Source organism: Streptococcus mitis, assembly GCF_002096815.1.
In the GTDB taxonomy this organism is placed as follows: domain Bacteria; phylum Bacillota; class Bacilli; order Lactobacillales; family Streptococcaceae; genus Streptococcus; species Streptococcus mitis_AD.
In genome coordinates this window covers 1-16,498 of the sequence record NZ_NCVJ01000020.1, presented here as the reverse complement: position 1 = coordinate 16,498, position 16,498 = coordinate 1, and the positions used below count along the sequence as shown (strand labels likewise).

The window sequence follows — 16,498 nt, the reverse complement described above, 5'->3', positions numbered from 1 at the left end:
TGTTTTTAAGTTATAATTAAGCTAGTCAGTTTATACTTTCAGTAATTTCAAACATAACATATGGAGGTAAATATGAAACATCAAAAAACATTTTACAAAAAATGGTTTCAATTATTAGTCGTTATCGTCATTAGCTTTATTAGCGGTGCCTTGGGTAGTTTTTCAATAAACCAACTAACTCAAAAAAGTGGTGTAAGTAGCTCTAACAACAATAGTACTATTACACAAACTGCCTATAAAAACGAAAATTCAACAACTCAGGCTGTTAACAAAGTAAAAGATGCTGTTGTTTCTGTTATTACTTATTCGGCAAACAGACAAAATAGCGTATTTGGTAATGATGATACTGACACAGATTCTCAGCAAATCTCTAGTGAAGGATCTGGGGTTATTTATAAAAAGAATGATAAAGAAGCTTACATCGTCACCAACAATCACGTTATAAATGGTGCCAGCAAAGTAGATATTCGTTTGTCAGATGGAACTAAAGTACCTGGAGAAATCGTCGGAGCTGATACTTTCTCTGATATTGCTGTCGTCAAAATCTCTTCAGAAAAAGTGACAACAGTAGCTGAATTTGGTGATTCTAGCAAGTTAACCGTAGGAGAAACTGCTATTGCCATCGGTAGCCCATTAGGTTCTGAATATGCTAATACTGTCACTCAAGGTATCGTATCTAGTCTTAATCGAAATGTATCTTTAAAATCTGAAGATGGACAAGCCATTTCTACAAAAGCCATCCAAACTGATACTGCTATTAACCCAGGTAACTCTGGTGGCCCACTAATCAATATTCAAGGACAGGTTATCGGAATTACCTCAAGTAAAATTGCAACAAATGGAGGAACATCTGTAGAAGGTCTTGGTTTTGCAATCCCTGCAAATGATGCTATCAATATTATTGAACAGTTGGAAAAGAACGGAAAAGTTACTCGTCCAGCTTTGGGAATTCAAATGGTCAATCTCTCAAATATTAATACAAGTGATATTAGAAGACTGAATATTCCAAGCAATGTAACATCTGGTGTAGTTGTTCGTTCTGTACAAAGTAATATGCCTGCCAATGGTCACCTTGAAAAATACGATGTTATTACAAAAGTAGACGACAAAGACATTGCTTCATCAACAGATTTACAAAGTGCTCTTTACAATCATTCTATCGGAGACACCATTAAGATAACTTACTATCGTAACGGTAAAGAAGAAACTACATCTATTAAACTTGACAAGAGTTCAGGTGATTTAGAATCTTAATTGACATCTATGTAAAGAAAGCTTTACATAAGAGAAAAGATGTGTTAGTGTAGAATCATGGAAAAATTTGAAATGATTTCTATTACGGATATACAAAAAAATCCCTATCAACCTCGAAAAGAATTTGATGGAGAAAAACTACATGAACTAGCACAGTCTATCAAAGAAAATGGGGTCATTCAACCGATTATTGTTCGTCAATCTCCTGTTATTGGTTATGAAATCCTTGCAGGAGAGAGACGCTATCGGGCTTCACTTTTAGCTGGTCTAAGGTCTATCCCAGCTGTTGTTAAACAGCTTTCAGATCAAGAGATGATGATCCAGTCTATCATTGAAAATTTGCAAAGAGAAAATTTAAATCCAATAGAAGAAGCACACGCCTATGAATCTCTTGTAGAGAAAGGATTTACCCATGCTGAAATTGCAGATAAAATGGGGAAGTCTCGTCCTTATATCAGCAACTCTATTCGCTTGTTGTCCTTGCCAGAACCGATTCTCTCTGAAGTAGAAAATGGTAAACTATCACAAGCCCATGCGCGTTCTCTCGTTGGGTTGAATAAGGAACAACAAGACTATTTCTTTCAACGAATTATAGAAGAAGACATTTCTGTAAGAAAATTAGAAGCTCTTCTGACAGAGAAAAAACAAAAGAAACTGCAAAAAAATGATTATTTCATACAAAATGAAGAAGAACAGTTAAAAAAAATACTCGGATTAGATGTAGAAATCAAACTGTCTAAAAAAGATAGTGGAAAAATCATTATTGCTTTCTCAAACCAAGAAGAATACAGTAGAATTATCAACAGCCTGAAATAAGGCTGTTCTTTTATTTTTTTATCTCACAAGGTTATCCACTATTTTTTTCAAAAAAAAGCTTCATAAATCAATAGTTTCTGATTTTATCCCCAACCTGTGGATAAAACTTGATAACATTGTGGATTATTTTTCACAGCTTGTGGAAAATTCTTGCTATCTATGGTAAAATAAATCTAGCATTAAACTTTTAAATAGTAAAGGAGGAGAAAGGATTGAAAGAAAAACAATTTTGGAATCGTATATTAGAATTTGCACAAGAAAGACTAACTCGTTCCATGTATGATTTCTATGCTATTCAAGCTGAACTCATTAAGGTAGAAGAAAATGTTGCCACTATATTTTTACCACGATCTGAAATGGAAATGGTCTGGAAAAAACAACTAAAAGATATCATTGTAGTAGCTGGTTTTGAGATTTATGATGCTGAAATAACTCCCCACTATATTTTTACCAAGCCTCAAGATACGATTATCCCACAAGTTGAAGAAGCTCCAAATTCAACTCTCTATGACTATAGTCCAAAGTTAGCATCTATTCCTTATTCGGATACTGGATTAAAAGAAAAGTATACCTTTGATAATTTTATCCAAGGGGATGGAAATGTTTGGGCAGTATCAGCCGCCCTGGCTGTCTCTGAAGATTTGGCCTTGACCTATAATCCTCTTTTTATCTATGGAGGACCTGGGCTTGGTAAGACTCACTTACTCAATGCCATTGGGAATGAGATTTTGAAAAATATTCCTGATGCGCGTGTGAAGTACATTCCTGCTGAAAGCTTTATAAACGACTTTCTTGAACATCTGAGACTGGGTGAAATGGATAAGTTCAAAAAAACCTACCGTAGCCTCGATCTCTTGTTAATTGATGATATTCAATCGCTGAGTGGAAAAAAAGTTGCAACTCAGGAAGAATTTTTCAATACTTTCAATGTTCTCCATAACAATCAAAAACAAATTGTTCTGACTAGTGATCGTAGCCCTAAACACTTAGAGGGCCTTGAAGAAAGACTTGTCACGCGCTTTAGCTGGGGGTTGACGCAAAACATCACACCACCTGACTTTGAGACACGTATTGCCATTTTACAAAGCAAAACAGAGAATTTAGACTACCATTTCCAAAGTGATACCCTAGAATACCTAGCTGGTCAATTTGATTCAAACGTCCGAGAACTTGAAGGAGCAATCAACGACATCACTTTAATTGCCAGAGTGAAGAAGATTAAGGATATCACTATCGATATCGCTGCAGAAGCCATTAGAGCTCGCAAACAAGATGTTAGCCAAATGCTCGTCATCCCAATTGATAAAATACAAAATGAAGTTGGTAACTTTTATGGTGTCAGTGTCAAAGAAATGAAGGGAAGCAGACGCCTTCAAAATATTGTTTTAGCCCGTCAAGTAGCCATGTACTTATCTAGAGAACTAACAGATAATAGTCTTCCAAAAATTGGTAAGGAATTTGGTGGTAAAGACCACACAACAGTTATTCATGCCCATGCTAAAATTAAATCTTTGATTGATGAAGACGATAATTTACGTTTAGAAATTGAATCAATCAAAAATAAAATAAAATAACTTGTGGATAACTTTCGCTTTTTTATCTTTTTTATCCACATTTTTTAAACAAGCCCAAAAACTTGATATTACTAGTTTAAAGTCTGTTTTCCACAGATTTCACAGACTCTATTATTACTATTATCCTTCTAATACTAAAAATAAATAAAGGAGAATCCATGATTCATTTTTCAATTAATAAAAATTTATTTCTACAAGCCTTAAATACTACTAAGAGAGCTATTAGCTCTAAAAATGCCATTCCTATTTTATCAACCGTAAAAATTGACGTAACCAATGAAGGTGTTACTTTAATTGGTTCAAATGGTCAAATTTCAATTGAAAATTTTATTTCTCAAAAAAATGAAGATGCTGGTTTGTTAATTACTTCTTTAGGTTCGATCCTTCTTGAAGCTTCTTTCTTCATCAATGTGGTATCTAGTCTACCTGATGTGACTCTTGATTTTAAAGAAATTGAACAAAATCAAATTGTTTTAACCAGCGGTAAATCAGAAATTACCCTAAAAGGAAAAGATAGTGAACAATATCCACGAATCCAAGAAATTTCAGCAAGCACTCCTTTGGTTCTTGAAACAAAATTACTCAAGAAAATTATCAATGAAACAGCTTTTGCTGCAAGTACACAAGAAAGTCGTCCAATTTTAACAGGTGTTCATTTTGTATTGAGCCAACACAAAGAGTTAAAAACAGTTGCAACAGACTCTCATCGTCTAAGCCAGAAAAAATTGACTCTTGAAAAAAATAGTGATGATTTTGATGTCGTGATTCCTAGCCGTTCTCTACGCGAATTTTCAGCAGTATTTACAGACGATATTGAAACTGTAGAGATTTTCTTTGCCAACAATCAAATCCTCTTTAGAAGCGAAAATATTAGCTTCTATACTCGTTTGTTAGAAGGTAACTATCCTGATACAGATCGCTTGATTCCGACAGACTTTAACACTACTATTACTTTTGATGTGGTAAACTTACGTCAGTCAATGGAGCGTGCTCGCCTTTTATCAAGTGCGACTCAAAATGGTACTGTGAAGCTTGAAATTAAAGGTGGTATTGTTAGCGCCCATGTTCATTCTCCAGAAGTTGGTAAAGTAAACGAAGAAATCGATACTGATCAGGTGACTGGTGAAGATTTGACTATTAGTTTCAACCCAACTTACTTGATTGATTCTCTTAAGGCTTTAAATAGCGAAAAGGTGACCATTAGCTTTATCTCAGCTGTTCGTCCATTTACTCTTGTGCCAGCAGACACTGATGAAGACTTCATGCAGCTCATTACACCAGTTCGTACAAATTAAGTGAAAGAGGTTGAGCTTAGCTCGCCTCTTTTATGATATAATCGAAAAAGAAAAGGAGAGTAGTATGTATCAAGTTGGAAATTTTGTTGAAATGAAAAAACCACATGCTTGCACCATCAAGTCAACAGGTAAAAAGGCCAATCGTTGGGAAATTACACGTGTAGGAGCAGATATCAAAATTAAATGTAGCAATTGTGACCATGTTGTCATGATGGGGCGCTATGATTTTGATCGAAAAATGAATAAAATTATTGACTGAAACCCCTCAGTTAGAGGGTTAGCAAGTTTTCCCTTTTTGTGTTATAATATTAGGGATTGAAATGAAAACGGAGAATGAAAAAATATGGCTTTAACAGCAGGTATCGTTGGTTTGCCAAACGTTGGTAAATCAACACTATTTAATGCAATTACAAAAGCAGGAGCAGAGGCAGCTAACTACCCATTTGCGACTATTGACCCAAACGTTGGAATGGTGGAAGTTCCAGATGAACGACTACAAAAACTAACGGAAATGATTACACCTAAAAAGACAGTTCCAACAACATTTGAATTTACAGATATTGCAGGGATTGTAAAAGGAGCCTCAAAAGGAGAAGGGCTAGGAAATAAATTCTTGGCCAATATTCGTGAAGTAGATGCGATTGTTCATGTAGTTCGTGCTTTTGATGATGAAAATGTCATGCGCGAGCAAGGACGTGAAGATGCCTTTGTGGATCCACTTGCAGATATTGATACCATTAATCTAGAGTTGATTCTTGCTGACTTAGAATCAGTGAACAAACGATATGCGCGTGTAGAAAAGATGGCACGTACGCAAAAAGATAAAGAATCAGTAGCAGAATTTAATGTTCTTCAAAAGATTAAACCAGTTCTTGAAGATGGAAAATCAGCTCGCACCATCGAATTTACAGATGAAGAACAAAAAGTAGTCAAAGGTCTCTTCCTTTTGACTACTAAACCAGTTCTTTATGTTGCCAATGTAGATGAGGATGTAGTTTCAGATCCAGATTCTATCGACTATGTCAAACAAATTCGCGAATTTGCAGCGACAGAAAATGCTGAAGTAGTCGTTATTTCTGCGCGTGCTGAGGAAGAAATTTCTGAGTTAGACGAAGAAGACAAGCAAGAGTTTCTTGAAGCTCTTGGTTTGACAGAATCAGGCGTTGACAAGTTGACTCGTGCAGCTTACCACTTACTTGGACTTGGAACTTACTTCACAGCTGGTGAAAAAGAAGTTCGCGCTTGGACCTTCAAACGTGGTATGAAGGCTCCTCAAGCAGCTGGTATTATCCACTCAGACTTTGAAAAAGGCTTTATCCGTGCAGTGACCATGTCATATGAGGATCTAGTAAAATACGGATCTGAAAAGGCAGTAAAAGAAGCTGGACGTTTGCGTGAAGAAGGAAAAGAATATATCGTCCAAGATGGCGATATCATGGAATTCCGCTTTAATGTCTAAAAAATTTAATGAATAGTATCAATTAGGTTGGAAAAAAATTCCAACCCTTTTGGCTTTTGAAAGGAAAAATAAATGACAAAATTACTTGTAGGCTTGGGAAATCCAGGAGATAAATATTTTGAAACAAAACATAATGTTGGTTTTATGTTGATTGACCAACTAGCGAAGAAACAGAATGTCACTTTTACACACGATAAGATATTTCAAGCTGATCTAGCATCTTTTTTCCTCAATGGTGAAAAAATTTATCTCGTCAAACCAACGACATTTATGAATGAAAGTGGAAAAGCTGTTCATGCTTTATTGACTTACTATGGTTTGGATATTAAAGATTTACTCATCATTTATGATGATCTTGATATGGAAGTTGGAAAGATTCGTTTAAGAGCAAAGGGTTCAGCAGGTGGACATAATGGTATCAAGTCTATTATTCAACATATAGGGACTCAGGTCTTTAACCGTGTTAAGATTGGAATCGGAAGACCTAAAAATGGAATGTCAGTTATTAACCATGTTTTGAGTAAGTTTGACAAGGATGATTATATTGGTGTTTTACAGTCTATTGACAAGGTTGACGATGCTGTAAATTACTATTTACAAGAGAAAAATTTTGAAAAAACGATGCAGAGGTATAACGGATAAATGGTATCCTTATTAGATTTATTCTCAGAAAATGATCAGATAAAAAAATGGCATCAAAATCTGACAGATAAGAAAAGACAATTAATGTTAGGTTTGTCAACTTCTACAAAAGCTTTAGCAATCGCTAGTAGTTTGAATAAAGAAGATAAGATTGTTTTATTGACATCAACTTATGGAGAAGCAGAAGGTCTTATTAGTGATCTTATCTCTATCTTGGGTGAGGAACTTGTCTATCCATTTTTGGTAGATGACTCTCCTATGGTAGAGTTTTTGATGTCTTCACAAGAAAAAATTATTTCACGGGTTGAAGCCTTGCGTTTTTTGAGTGATCCGTTTAAAAAAGGGATTTTAGTTTGTAATATTGCAGCAAGTAGATTGATTTTACCCTCTCCGACTGCATTTAAAGAAAGCATTATAAAAATTGCAGTTGGTGAAGAATATGACCAAAACGCGCTCATCCATCATTTAAAAGAAATCGGCTATCGAAAAGTTACTCAAGTACAGACCCAAGGAGAATTTAGTCTTCGAGGAGATATTTTAGATATTTTTGAAATATCCCAGTTAGAACCTTGCCGAATTGAGTTTTTTGGTGATGAAGTAGATGGAATTCGTACTTTTGAAGTCGAAACACAATTATCGAAAGAAAATCGGACAGAACTCACCATCTTTCCAGCTAGCGACATGCTTTTGAAAGAAAAGGATTATCAACGAGGTCAGTCAGCTTTAGAAAAGCAAATTTCAAAAACTCTATCGCCGATTCTGAAATCCTACATAGAAGAAATTCTTTCAAGTTTTCATCAAAAACAAATGCATTCAGATTCTCGGAAATTTTTATCTTTGTGTTATGAGAAATCATGGACTGTATTTGATTATATTGAAAAAGATACACCAATATTCTTTGATGATTACCAGAAATTGATGAATCAGTATGAAGCATTTGAAAGAGAATTAGCGCAATACTTTACAGAAGATTTACAGAATGGTAAATCATTTTCTGAGATGCAGTATTTTGCAGATACAGAGCAAAACTATAAAAAACAAAGTCCAGTTACCTTTTTCTCCAATCTGCAAAAGGGCTTAGGAAATCTCAAGTTTGATCACATTTATCAATTTAATCAATACCCCATGCAAGAGTTTTTCAATCAGTTTTCTTTTCTAAAAGAAGAAATTGAACGATACAAAAAAATGGACTACACTATTATTCTGCAATCTAGCAATTCAATGGGAAGTAAAACATTGGAGGATGTTTTAGAGGAATACAATATTAAATTGGATTCTAGAGATAAGTCAAGTATCTGTAAAGAATCTGTAAACTTAATCGAGGGAAATCTCAGACATGGTTTTCATTTTGTAGATGAAAAAATTCTGGTGATTACTGAACATGAGATTTTTCAAAAGAAATTGAAACGTCGTTTTCGCAGACAACATGTTTCAAATGCAGAGAGATTAAAAGATTATAATGAACTTGAAAAAGGGGACTATGTTGTTCACCATATTCATGGAATTGGTCAATATTTAGGAATTGAAACCATTGAAATCAAAGGAATTCACCGCGATTATGTTAGCGTTCAATACCAAAATGGTGATCAAATTTCTATCCCAGTAGAACAGATTCATCTACTGTCTAAATATGTTTCAAGTGATGGGAAAGCTCCAAAACTCAATAAATTAAATGACGGTCATTTTAAAAAAGCCAAGCAAAAAGTTAAGAATCAGGTAGAGGATATAGCTGATGATTTAATCAAACTCTATTCTGAGCGTAGTCAGTTGAAGGGCTTTGCTTTCTCAGCCGATGATGAAGAGCAAGATGCTTTTGATGATGCCTTCCCTTATGTTGAAACGGATGATCAACTTCGTAGTATCGAGGAAATCAAGAGAGATATGCAAGATTCTCAGCCAATGGATCGACTTTTAGTTGGGGATGTTGGTTTTGGAAAGACTGAAGTTGCAATGCGTGCAGCCTTTAAGGCTGTCAATGATAACAAACAGGTTGTCGTTCTAGTTCCTACGACAGTTTTAGCGCAACAGCACTACACGAATTTTAAGGAACGATTCCAAAATTTTGCAGTTAATATTGATGTGTTGAGTCGCTTTAGAAGTAAAAAAGAGCAGACTGAAACACTTGAAAAATTGAAAAACGGTCAAGTCGATATTTTAATTGGAACACATCGTGTTCTGTCAAAAGATGTTGTGTTTTCTGATTTGGGATTGATGATTATTGATGAAGAACAACGATTTGGTGTCAAGCATAAGGAAACTTTGAAAGAGTTAAAGAAACAAGTGGATGTCCTAACCTTGACAGCTACGCCAATCCCTCGTACCCTTCATATGTCTATGCTGGGAATCAGAGATTTGTCTGTTATTGAAACTCCTCCAACAAATCGCTATCCTGTTCAGACCTATGTTTTAGAAAAGAATGATAGTGTTATTCGTGATGCAGTCTTGCGTGAAATGGAGCGTGGAGGTCAAGTTTACTATCTTTATAATAAAGTTGACACGATTGACCAGAAGGTTTCAGAATTACAGGAGTTGATTCCAGAAGTTTCAATTGGTTATGTTCACGGCCAAATGAGTGAAATCCAGTTGGAAAATACTTTATTGGACTTTATTGAAGGACAATATGATATTTTGGTAACAACTACCATTATTGAGACAGGGGTGGACATTCCAAATGCCAATACCTTATTTATTGAAAATGCAGACCATATGGGCTTGTCAACCTTGTATCAATTAAGGGGAAGAGTAGGTCGTAGTAATCGTATTGCTTACGCCTATCTCATGTATCGTCCAGAGAAATCAATCAGTGAAGTCTCTGAAAAGAGATTAGAAGCCATCAAAGGATTTACAGAATTGGGTTCTGGATTTAAGATTGCTATGCGAGATCTTTCGATTCGTGGAGCAGGAAATCTTTTAGGGAAATCTCAGTCTGGTTTCATTGATTCTGTTGGTTTTGAATTGTATTCGCAGTTACTAGAGGAAGCCATTGCTAAACGAAACGGTAATTCTAATACAAGAACCCAAGGGAATGCTGAGTTGATTTTACAAATTGATGCCTATCTTCCTGATACTTATATTTCTGACCAACGACATAAGATTGAAATTTATAAAAAAATTCGTCAAATTGACAACCGTGTCAATTATGAAAAGTTACAAGAAGAGCTGATGGATCGCTTTGGAGAATACCCAGATGTAGTAGCCTACCTTTTAGAGATTGGTTTGGTTAAGTCATATTTGGACAAGGTCTTTGTAGAACGTGTGGAAAGAAAAGATAACAAGATTACAGTTCAATTTGAAAAAGTCACTCAACGACTATTCTTGGCTCAAGATTATTTTAAAGCTTTATCCGCAACGAACTTAAAAGCAGCCATAGCTGAGAATAAGGGATTAATGGAAGTTGTATTCGATGTCCGAAACAAGAAGGATTATGAAATTTTAGAAGGTTTGCTGATTTTTGGAGAAAGTTTATTAGAGATAAAAGAGTTGAAAGACGGTAATTCCCTATAACATTTTTCTTCTATAAAAGAGATAAAAATGGTACAATAATAATTTGAGGTAATAAAAATGAGATTAGACAAATATTTAAAAGTATCACGAATTATCAAGCGTCGTACAGTCGCAAAGGAAGTAGCAGATAAAGGTAGAATAAAGGTAAATGGAATTTTGGCTAAAAGTTCAACAGATTTGAAAGTTGATGATCAAGTTGAAATTCGTTTTGGCAATAAGTTGCTACTTGTAAAAGTACTGGAGATGAAAGATAGTACAAAAAAAGAAGATGCAGCAGGCATGTATGAAATTATCAGTGAAACACGGGTAGAAGAAAATGTCTAAGAATATTGTACAATTGAATAATTCTTTTATTCAAAATGAGCACCAACGTCGTCGTTATCTGATGAAGGAACGACAAAAACGTAATCGTTTCATGGGGTGGGTTCTGATTTTGATGATTTTGTTGTTCATTTTACCAACTTATAATCTTGCTCAAAGCTATCACCAATTACTCCAAAGACGTCAACAATTATCAGACTTGCAAACTCAGTATCAAACCTTGAGTGATGAAAAGGATAAGGAGACAGCTTTTGCAACAAAGCTGAAAGATGAAGATTACGCTGCTAAATACATGCGTGCAAAATACTATTATTCTAAGAATCGGGAAGCTGTTTATACGATTCCTGACTTGCTCCCAAGGTGATAAAATGGAAAATTTATTAGATGTAATAGAGCAATTTTTGAGTCTATCGGATGAAAAGCTGGAAGAGCTAGCTGATAAAAATCAATTATTGCGTTTACAAGAAGAAAAGGAAAGGAAGAATGCGTAAATTCTTAATTATTTTGTTGCTACCAAGTTTTTTGACAATTTCAAAAGTTGTTAGCACAGAAAAAGAAGTCGTCTATACTTCGAAAGAAATTTATTACCTTTCACAATCTGACTTTGGTATTTATTTTAGAGAAAAGCTAAGTTCTCCTATGGTTTATGGAGAAATTCCTGTATACGCCAATGAAGATTTAGTTGTAGAATCTGGAAAATTAACTCCAAAAACAAATTTTCAAATAACTGAGTGGCGCTTAAATAAACAAGGAATTCCAGTATTTAAGTTATCCAACCATCAATTTATAGCTGCAGACAAACGATTTTTATATGACCAGTCAGAGGTAACTCCTACAATAAAAAAAGTATGGTTAGAATCTGACGTTAAACTGTATAATAGTCCTTATGATTTAAAAGAAGTGAAATCATCCTTATCAGCTTTTTCTCAGGTGTCAATCGATAAGACAATGTTTGTAGAAGGAAAAGAATTTCTACATATTGATCAGGCTGGATGGGTAGATAAGGAATTAACTTCTGAAGAAGATAATCGGATGAATAAAGTGCAAGAAATATTATCTGAAAAATATCAGAAAACTTCTTTCTCTATTTATGTTAAGCAACTGACTACTGGAAAAGAAGCTGGTATCAATCAAGATGAAAAGATGTATGCAGCTAGCATTTTAAAATTACCTTATCTCTACTATACGCAAGAAAAAATAAATGAGGGTCTTTATCAGTTAGACATGACTGTAAAATACGTATCAGCAGTCAATGATTTTCCAGGTTCTTATAAACCAGAGGGAAGTGGCAGTCTCCCTAAAAAAGAGGATAATAAAGAGTATTCTATAAAGGACTTAATCACAAAAGTATCTAAAGAATCGGATAATATAGCTCATAATCTATTGGGATATTACATTTCAAATCAATCTGATGCCACATTTAAATCCAAGATGTCTGCTATTATGGGAGATGATTGGGATCCAAAAGAAAAATTGATTTCTTCTAAAATGGCTGGGAAAGTCATGGAAGCTATTTATAACCAAAATGGATTTGTATTGGAGTCTTTGACTAAAACAGATTTTGATAATGAGAGAATTGCCAAAGGTGTTTCTGTGAAGGTAGCTCATAAAATTGGGGATGCGGACGAATTTAAGCATGATACGGGTGTTGTCTATGCAGATTCTCCATTTGTTCTTTCTATTTTTACTAAAAATTCTGATTACGATACGATTTCTAAGATAGCCAAGGATGTTTATGAGGTTCTAAAATGAGGGAACAGGATTTTTTAAATCATTTTCTCAAAAGAGGATATTTCAAAAAGCATGCTAAAGTGGTGCTAGCTCTTTCTGGTGGATTAGATTCTATGTTTCTATTTAAGGTGTTGTCTACTTATCAAGAAGAGTTGGAAATTGAATTGATTTTAGCTCATGTTAATCATAAGCAGAGAATTGAATCAGATTGGGAAGAACAGGAATTAAGGAAGTTGGCTGCTGAAGCAGAGCTTCCTATTTATATCAGCAATTTTTCAGGAGAATTTTCAGAAGCGCATGCACGAAATTTTCGCTATGATTTTTTTCAAGAGGTCATGAAAAAGACAGGTGCGACAGCCTTAGTCACTGCCCACCATGCGGATGACCAGGTGGAAACAATTTTGATGCGCTTGATTCGAGGTACTCGTTTGCGCTATATATCAGGAATTAAGGAGAAGCAAATAGTCGGGGATATAGAAATCATTCGTCCCTTCTTGCATTTCCATAAAAAAGACTTTCCACCAATTTTTCACTTTGAAGATATATCAAACCAGGAAAATCATTATTTTCGCAATCGTATTCGAAATTCTTATTTACCAGAATTAGAAAAAGAAAATCCTCGATTTCGAGATGCAATCTTAAGCATCGGCAATGAAATTTTAGATTATGACCTAGCTATAGCTGAATTATCGAAGAATATTGATGTAGAAAATTTAGAGCAGCTATTGTCTTACTCTGAGTCGACACAAAGAGTTTTACTTCAAACTTATCTGAATCGTTTTCCAGATTTGAATTTTACAAAAGCACAGTTTGAAGAAGTTCGGAAAATTTTAAAAACTAAAAGCCAATATCGTCATCCGCTTAAAAATGGCTATGAATTGATAAAAGAGTATCAACAGTTTCGGATTTGTAAAATCAGTCCGCAGGCTGATGAAAAAGAGGATGAACTTGTGCTACACTATCAAAATCAGGTATCTTACCAAGGTTATTTATTTTCCTTTGGACTTCCTTTAGAAGGTGAATTAATTCAGCAGGTACCTGTTTCACGGGAAACATCCATACACATTCGTCATCGAAAAACAGGAGATGTTTTGATTCAAAATGGGCATAGAAAAAAACTCAGACGTCTATTTATTGATTTGAAAATCCCTATGGAAAAGCGAAAATCAGCTCTGATTATTGAGCAATTTGGTGAAATTGTCTCAATTTTGGGAATTGCGACCAGTAATTTGAGTAAAAACACGAAAAATGATATAATGAACACTGTACTTTATATAGAAAAAATAGATAGGTAAAAAAATGTTAGAAAACGATATTAAAAAAATTCTCGTTTCACACGATGAAATTACAGAAGCTGCTAAAAAATTAGGTGCCCAACTAACTAAAGACTATGCAGGAAAAAATCCGATTTTAATTGGGATTTTAAAAGGATCTATCCCTTTTATGGCTGAATTGGTCAAACATATCGACACACATATTGAAATGGACTTCATGATGGTTTCTAGCTACCATGGTGGAACAGCAAGTAGTGGTGTGATCAATATTAAGCAAGATGTAACTCAAGACATCAAAGGAAGACATGTTTTATTTGTAGAAGATATCATTGATACAGGTCAAACTTTGAAGAATTTGCGAGATATGTTTATTGCAAGAGATGCGGCTTCTGTTAAGATTGCAACCTTATTGGATAAACCAGAGGGACGTGTTGTAGAAATTGAGGCAGACTATACTTGCTTTACTATTCCAAATGAGTTTGTAGTAGGTTATGGGTTAGACTACAAAGAAAATTATCGTAACCTTCCTTATGTTGGAGTATTGAAAGAAGAAGTGTATTCAAATTAGAAAGAACAATTTTTAATGAAAAAACAAAATAATGGTTTAATTAAAAATCCTTTTCTATGGTTATTACTTATTTTTCTCCTAGTTACAGGTTACCAGTATTTTGGTACAGGTAGTGTTGCAGGGAAAAGTGAGCAGATTAATTATACAGAATTGGTAAAAGAAATTACCGATGACAATGTAAAAGAATTAACTTACCAACCAAATGGCAGTGTTATCGAAGTTTCGGGTGTTTATAAAAATCCTAAAACAAGTAAAGAAGAAACAGGAATTCAGTTCTTTTCTCCTTCTGCTACAACAGTAGAGAAATTTTCAAGTATTATTCTTCCTTCAGATACTACAGTATCAGAATTGCAAAAACTTGCTTCTGACCATAAAGCGGAAGTAACTGTTAAGCATGAAAGTTCAAGTGGTATGTGGATTAATATTCTTGTATCCATTGTGCCATTCGGTATTCTATTCTTCTTCCTGTTCTCTATGATGGGAAATATGGGAGGAAATAATAGCCGTAATCCAATGAGTTTTGGACGTAGTAAGGCTAAAGCCGCAAATAAAGAAGATATTAAAGTAAGATTTTCAGATGTTGCTGGAGCTGAAGAAGAAAAACAAGAACTAGTTGAAGTTGTTGAATTCTTAAAAGATCCAAAACGATTTACAAAACTTGGAGCCCGTATTCCAGCAGGTGTTCTTTTGGAGGGACCTCCGGGAACAGGTAAGACTTTACTTGCTAAGGCAGTCGCCGGAGAAGCTGGTGTTCCATTCTTTAGTATCTCAGGTTCTGACTTTGTAGAAATGTTTGTCGGAGTTGGAGCTAGTCGTGTTCGTTCTCTTTTCGAAGATGCCAAAAAAGCAGCACCAGCTATCATCTTTATCGATGAAATTGATGCTGTTGGCCGTCAACGTGGAGTCGGTCTCGGTGGAGGTAATGACGAACGTGAACAAACCTTGAACCAACTTTTGATTGAGATGGATGGTTTTGAGGGAAATGAAGGGATTATCGTCATCGCTGCGACAAACCGTTCAGATGTACTTGACCCTGCCCTTCTGCGTCCAGGACGTTTTGATAGAAAAGTCTTGGTTGGTCGCCCTGATGTTAAAGGTCGTGAAGCAATCTTGAAAGTTCATGCTAAGAACAAGCCTTTAGCAGAAGATGTTGATTTGAAATTAGTTGCCCAACAAACTCCAGGTTTTGTTGGTGCTGATTTAGAGAATGTCTTGAATGAAGCGGCTCTAGTTGCTGCTCGTCGCAATAAATCGATAATTGATGCTTCAGATATTGATGAAGCAGAAGACAGAGTTATTGCTGGTCCTTCTAAGAAAGATAAGACAGTTTCACAAAAAGAACGTGAATTGGTTGCCTATCATGAGGCAGGACATACCATTGTTGGTCTAGTCTTGTCAAATGCCCGTGTTGTTCATAAAGTTACTATCGTACCACGTGGCCGTGCAGGTGGTTATATGATTGCACTTCCTAAGGAAGATCAAATGCTTCTATCAAAAGAAGATATGAAAGAGCAATTGGCTGGCTTAATGGGTGGACGTGTAGCCGAAGAAATTATCTTTAATGTCCAAACTACAGGGGCTTCAAACGACTTTGAACAGGCGACACAAATGGCGCGTGCAATGGTTACAGAGTACGGGATGAGTGAAAAACTTGGTCCGGTACAATATGAGGGTAATCATGCTATGTTTGGAGCACAAAGCCCTCAAAAATCAATCTCAGAACAAACAGCTTATGAAATTGACGAAGAGGTTCGTTCATTATTAAATGAGGCACGAAATAAAGCTGCTGAAATTATTCAGTCAAATCGTGAAACTCACAAGTTGATTGCAGAAGCACTATTAAAATACGAAACATTGGATAGTACACAAATTAAATCTCTTTATGAAACAGGAAAGATGCCTGAAACAGTAGAAGAGGAATCTCATGCACTATCTTATGATGAAGTAAAGTCAAAAATGAATGACGAAAAATAACCCCAAGAGAGGCTTGTCCTCTCTTTTTTGTGCAGTTGAGGCGGTAAAGGGTGCAGAATGGATGAAATGACCCCAATTAGCTTCTT

15 protein-coding genes are annotated in these 16,498 nt (G+C 35.2%); all 15 read left to right on the top strand.

What is annotated here, in order from left to right; genetic code table 11:
• Positions 1–72: 72 nt before the first annotated feature.
• Positions 73–1,254, top strand: coding sequence for a serine protease HtrA (gene htrA, locus B7696_RS05370; RefSeq protein WP_084862603.1), 1,182 nt, complete (start codon positions 73–75; stop codon positions 1,252–1,254).
• A gap of 57 nt (positions 1,255–1,311) precedes the next feature.
• On the top strand, positions 1,312–2,070 hold the full coding sequence (locus tag B7696_RS05365; RefSeq protein ID WP_084862601.1) for a ParB/RepB/Spo0J family partition protein: 759 nt from the start codon (positions 1,312–1,314) through the stop codon (positions 2,068–2,070).
• 212 nt (positions 2,071–2,282) lie between these two features.
• Positions 2,283–3,644, top strand: a complete 1,362-nt coding sequence (gene dnaA / locus B7696_RS05360; protein ID WP_084862599.1) for a chromosomal replication initiator protein DnaA — start codon at positions 2,283–2,285, stop codon at positions 3,642–3,644.
• 158 nt (positions 3,645–3,802) lie between these two features.
• Positions 3,803–4,939 (top strand): DNA polymerase III subunit beta, encoded by a 1,137-nt coding sequence (dnaN, locus tag B7696_RS05355; RefSeq protein WP_000581174.1) that lies wholly within the window; start codon positions 3,803–3,805, stop codon positions 4,937–4,939.
• A 64-nt stretch (positions 4,940–5,003) separates the two neighbouring features.
• Complete coding sequence (locus tag B7696_RS05350; protein ID WP_000285186.1) at positions 5,004–5,198, top strand: DUF951 domain-containing protein; 195 nt, start codon at positions 5,004–5,006, stop codon at positions 5,196–5,198.
• Positions 5,199–5,282: 84 nt separating this feature from the next.
• Entirely contained in the window at positions 5,283–6,398 is a 1,116-nt protein-coding gene (gene ychF / locus B7696_RS05345) for a redox-regulated ATPase YchF (protein ID WP_049501881.1), read from the top strand.
• A 72-nt stretch (positions 6,399–6,470) separates the two neighbouring features.
• On the top strand, positions 6,471–7,040 hold the full coding sequence (gene pth, locus B7696_RS05340; protein WP_084862597.1) for an aminoacyl-tRNA hydrolase: 570 nt from the start codon (positions 6,471–6,473) through the stop codon (positions 7,038–7,040).
• Complete coding sequence (mfd, locus tag B7696_RS05335; protein ID WP_084862595.1) at positions 7,041–10,544, top strand: transcription-repair coupling factor; 3,504 nt, start codon at positions 7,041–7,043, stop codon at positions 10,542–10,544.
• 57 nt (positions 10,545–10,601) lie between these two features.
• Positions 10,602–10,868 carry an RNA-binding S4 domain-containing protein gene (locus B7696_RS05330; RefSeq protein WP_001234973.1) on the top strand — a complete coding sequence of 89 codons (267 nt, stop codon included), beginning with the start codon at positions 10,602–10,604 and terminating at the stop codon, positions 10,866–10,868.
• Positions 10,861–11,229, top strand: a complete 369-nt coding sequence (locus B7696_RS05325) for a septum formation initiator family protein (protein WP_084862593.1) — start codon at positions 10,861–10,863, stop codon at positions 11,227–11,229. Before B7696_RS05330 ends, B7696_RS05325 begins: the two co-directional genes overlap by 8 nt.
• Before the next feature lie 4 nt (positions 11,230–11,233).
• Positions 11,234–11,356 carry an SP_0009 family protein gene (locus B7696_RS10605; protein ID WP_000429334.1) on the top strand — a complete coding sequence of 41 codons (123 nt, stop codon included), beginning with the start codon at positions 11,234–11,236 and terminating at the stop codon, positions 11,354–11,356.
• The gene (locus tag B7696_RS05320; RefSeq protein WP_084862591.1) at positions 11,349–12,617 is read left to right on the top strand and encodes a serine hydrolase; all 1,269 of its coding nucleotides are present in this window, start codon (positions 11,349–11,351) and stop codon (positions 12,615–12,617) included. The genes B7696_RS10605 and B7696_RS05320 overlap by 8 nt, the downstream gene beginning before the upstream one ends.
• Entirely contained in the window at positions 12,614–13,891 is a 1,278-nt protein-coding gene (tilS, locus tag B7696_RS05315) for a tRNA lysidine(34) synthetase TilS (protein ID WP_084862589.1), read from the top strand. The genes B7696_RS05320 and tilS overlap by 4 nt, the downstream gene beginning before the upstream one ends.
• A gap of 4 nt (positions 13,892–13,895) precedes the next feature.
• Positions 13,896–14,438, top strand: a complete 543-nt coding sequence (gene hpt / locus B7696_RS05310; RefSeq protein ID WP_049486815.1) for a hypoxanthine phosphoribosyltransferase — start codon at positions 13,896–13,898, stop codon at positions 14,436–14,438.
• Positions 14,439–14,453: 15 nt separating this feature from the next.
• Entirely contained in the window at positions 14,454–16,412 is a 1,959-nt protein-coding gene (ftsH, locus tag B7696_RS05305; RefSeq protein WP_084862587.1) for an ATP-dependent zinc metalloprotease FtsH, read from the top strand.
• The last annotated feature ends 86 nt before the right edge of the window (positions 16,413–16,498 follow it).

Bases quoted from the DNA above. Each gene is read 5' to 3' on its own strand.
- ftsH (WP_084862587.1), top strand. From the start codon at position 14,454: ATGAAAAAACAAAATAATGGTTTAATTAAAAATCCTTTTCTATGGTTA.
- B7696_RS10605 (WP_000429334.1), top strand. From the start codon at position 11,234: ATGGAAAATTTATTAGATGTAATAGAGCAATTTTTGAGTCTATCGGAT.
- B7696_RS05330 (WP_001234973.1), top strand. From the start codon at position 10,602: ATGAGATTAGACAAATATTTAAAAGTATCACGAATTATCAAGCGTCGT.
- B7696_RS05350 (WP_000285186.1), top strand. From the start codon at position 5,004: ATGTATCAAGTTGGAAATTTTGTTGAAATGAAAAAACCACATGCTTGC.
- pth (WP_084862597.1), top strand. From the start codon at position 6,471: ATGACAAAATTACTTGTAGGCTTGGGAAATCCAGGAGATAAATATTTT.
- mfd (WP_084862595.1), top strand. From the start codon at position 7,041: ATGGTATCCTTATTAGATTTATTCTCAGAAAATGATCAGATAAAAAAA.
- B7696_RS05365 (WP_084862601.1), top strand. From the start codon at position 1,312: ATGGAAAAATTTGAAATGATTTCTATTACGGATATACAAAAAAATCCC.
- tilS (WP_084862589.1), top strand. From the start codon at position 12,614: ATGAGGGAACAGGATTTTTTAAATCATTTTCTCAAAAGAGGATATTTC.
- htrA (WP_084862603.1), top strand. From the start codon at position 73: ATGAAACATCAAAAAACATTTTACAAAAAATGGTTTCAATTATTAGTC.
- ychF (WP_049501881.1), top strand. From the start codon at position 5,283: ATGGCTTTAACAGCAGGTATCGTTGGTTTGCCAAACGTTGGTAAATCA.
- B7696_RS05320 (WP_084862591.1), top strand. From the start codon at position 11,349: ATGCGTAAATTCTTAATTATTTTGTTGCTACCAAGTTTTTTGACAATT.
- dnaN (WP_000581174.1), top strand. From the start codon at position 3,803: ATGATTCATTTTTCAATTAATAAAAATTTATTTCTACAAGCCTTAAAT.
- B7696_RS05325 (WP_084862593.1), top strand. From the start codon at position 10,861: ATGTCTAAGAATATTGTACAATTGAATAATTCTTTTATTCAAAATGAG.
- hpt (WP_049486815.1), top strand. From the start codon at position 13,896: ATGTTAGAAAACGATATTAAAAAAATTCTCGTTTCACACGATGAAATT.